Origin of the sequence: Acetobacter tropicalis, assembly GCF_001580915.1 — a bacterium.
Taxonomy (GTDB): Bacteria; Pseudomonadota; Alphaproteobacteria; order Acetobacterales; family Acetobacteraceae; genus Acetobacter; species Acetobacter tropicalis.
Genome location: NZ_LHZQ01000088.1, coordinates 1 through 2,675 on the forward strand (window position 1 = coordinate 1; position 2,675 = coordinate 2,675).

3 protein-coding genes and 1 pseudogene are annotated in these 2,675 nt (G+C 55.9%); 2 read left to right on the forward strand and 2 right to left on the reverse strand.

Annotated features, from left to right (window positions below; genetic code table 11):
- Both AD944_RS00640 and AD944_RS00645 read left to right on the forward strand, forming a co-directional pair.
- Positions 1–1,059: L-dopachrome tautomerase-related protein (locus AD944_RS00640; RefSeq protein WP_061474639.1), on the forward strand; the 1,059-nt coding region annotated here is incomplete at its 5' end.
- Positions 1,060–1,081: 22 nt separating this feature from the next.
- Positions 1,082–1,693, forward strand: coding sequence for a nitroreductase family protein (locus AD944_RS00645; protein WP_045541508.1), 612 nt, complete (start codon positions 1,082–1,084; stop codon positions 1,691–1,693).
- A 42-nt stretch (positions 1,694–1,735) separates the two neighbouring features.
- On the opposite strand, the gene AD944_RS16020 is transcribed toward AD944_RS00645, so the two are convergent.
- Together AD944_RS16020 and AD944_RS00650 are read right to left on the reverse strand one after the other, a co-directional pair.
- Positions 1,736–1,924 carry a hypothetical protein gene (locus AD944_RS16020; RefSeq protein ID WP_082741148.1) on the reverse strand — a complete coding sequence of 63 codons (189 nt, stop codon included), beginning with the start codon at positions 1,922–1,924 and terminating at the stop codon, positions 1,736–1,738.
- A 305-nt stretch (positions 1,925–2,229) separates the two neighbouring features.
- Positions 2,230–2,675, reverse strand: a pseudogene (locus tag AD944_RS00650) (transposase); the annotation flags it as partial.

Here is a 2,675-nt window from a genome sequence, read left to right on the forward strand (position 1 = left end):
CCTGCACGGGCGCAGTCCTATCCAGGTTCAGCGCTCCAGACGGTCTATTCGTCCGATCGCATCATGAACGCCGTGACGACCACAGACACAGGCCGTGTGTTCATGTCCTTCCCCTACTGGGGTGGTGGCGGCTCTGGTCCCACCGTGGGCGAACTCCAGCCGGATGGTTCAATGCGGCCTTTTCCGGATGCGTCATGGAACGACTGGGAACATGCGCATGATGCACTGAACAGCTTTGTCCGGGTCAACGCCATCCGCATCGGTCCAGACGGGCTGCTCTGGGTGGTGGATTCCGGTGAAGCAAATGTCGGAGGCAACCCCAACCCGGCAAACGGCGCTGCCCCGAAACTGGTCGCCTTCGATCCCGCCACCGGACGTCCCGTGCATCTGATCGTGCTCCGTCAGGGGATCACGCGTTTCAGCTACGTTGATGATCTGCGTTTTCATAACAACACGCTAATTCTCACGGATGCCGGTGATCCGAGTCTAATTCTTGTTGATCTGCGTGATGGACAGCAGCGACGCGTTCTGGCGCATCAGCCCTGTGTGACGGACGAACGGCCGATGCGCGCCGAGGGGCAGATCCTGATGACAGGCAACCGTGAAGCCCGGATTCATGCCGATCAACTGGAAATCTCGCCAGACGGTGAGACGCTGTATTTCCAGCCCAGTTCGGGTCCGATGTCGAAAATAGCAACAGCAGACCTAGAGAATAAGACGCTGACGGATGCGCAGCTCAATGCGCGCGTAAAGCCATTCTATGACACGCCGACCACTGGTGGGACCGCCATTGACGGGGATGGCAATCTCTACGTGTCGGATGTGGATCATCTGCGTATTCTGAAAATCACGCCGGAAGGACAGGGCTCGACCTTCATTGATGATCCACGTCTGGTATGGGGAGACGCACTGTGGATCACCAACAAAGGTGCTCTGTGGATTCCCGCCATCCAGCTCAACCGCACCGCGACGTTCCAGCATGACGGTGTTTCACGTGTGAAACTGCCTGTCAGCATCTACGCCGTTGACGCGCACCTCAAACCCTCCCGCAGTTACTGAAAGAATCAGGAGAAAATTCTCTATGACACTCGATGTTGCCAGCGCCATTCTTGCACGTCGTGCGACCAAGGTGTTCGATGCCGAACATCGCATACCGGAAGAGGATCTTGAAACGATCCTCGGGCTGGCCCGTCGAATGCCGACGGCGTTCAATATCCAGAACTGGCGCTTCGTGGTGGTGGAGGATACGGAACTGCGCCGTGAAATCCGCAAGGTTGCCTGGGACCAGCCGCAGGTGACCGATGCGTCCGCGTTGCTGATCCTGTGCGCCGACATCAAGGCGTGGAAGAAATCTCCCGCACGCTACTGGGAAAATGCGGGACCAGAGACACAGGAAATCATGGTGGGCGCCATCGATCAGTATTATCGCGGACGTGAGCAGGTGCAGCGCGATGAAGGCATGCGCTCCTGTGGCATGGCGGCGGGCGCGATCATGCTTCTGGCAGAGAGCATGGGTTACGCCACCTGCCCCATGGATGGGTTCGACTTTGAGGCCGTTGGCAAGCTGATCCATCTGCCTGAAGACCATGAGATCGTCATGTTCGTGGCCCTCGGCAAGCCTGCGAAAGATCCTTATCCTACGGGAGGGATCCTGCCTGAGTCTGAAATCATCATCCGGAATACGTTTAGCTGAAGACCGGTTTTCAGTGAGTGCATGGCGCTGTCCGCCATGTAGTCACTGATTGATGCCAGCCTCGGCAACCTTCTTGCTGCCGCCTCCGGTCTCTTTCTGTATCTTCTGCACAGCCTCAAGATGCTGTTTATATTCCTCATAATGCTCTGGAGCCGCGTGCACGAAATGCGGATCTTCCATATGGGGAACACGGCCATGATGTGACGTGCCCCCTTTTTTGTATCCACTCAAAAGGAGAGTTCCCGTTTTTTATGGCTTGGGGTTGATGGGATGACAAGGGTCTCGGGAGCATGCCCCCGAGACCCTTGTCTGGCGATCTGATCCGGTGTCCTGCCATCCAGTTGGGAATGGGGACGTACCGTATTGTAGTCTTCCCGCTAGGGCGTGTCGTCATTTAGCATCTGGAGGGTTCGAAAAACCCTTGATTGATGTGCTTGGCTGGTGATTTCAGGTTTTTGTTGATTTGATTGACTACTTTTGGGTTCGTTTTCGATCTGCGTTTTGAGCAGATCGCGTGCTGCCCCCCCGCTGGATTGCTATGCATTCGCGCTCAATCTTTCGAGGAAGAGGAAGCGGCGCATATTATAGACGATATTGGCCAGGCCGATCCTCATTGTGGCCCGGGTGATACCGACAGTTCGGACGAACAGACCCATTTGCTATTTCTGGTCAGCAAAGACATGCTCGACGCGGGATCGGATCACAGACTTTCCTGCATTGGATCTCTGGATATGCCGGGGCATCGGTTTGAGATGCGGCTTCTTCCTATGAACCTTCGAGACAAAGCCCTGCTTTTCCATGAAGTCCTCATTGGCTTTTGAGCGGTAGGCTGTATCAGCCCAGACTGTTGATGCCAAATTGGTTTTATCCAGCAGCCCCTCTCTCAATCGCGCGCCATCGCTGGCGGCGGCATCTGTTGTCTTCCATTTCCGGATGAACCGATACTTCCGGTCGATGGAGACGTGATCTTGTACCGGGAGCG

Coding starts and splice junctions, on each gene's coding strand:
- AD944_RS00645 (WP_045541508.1), top strand. CDS start 1,082: ATGACACTCGATGTTGCCAGCGCCATTCTTGCACGTCGTGCGACCAAG.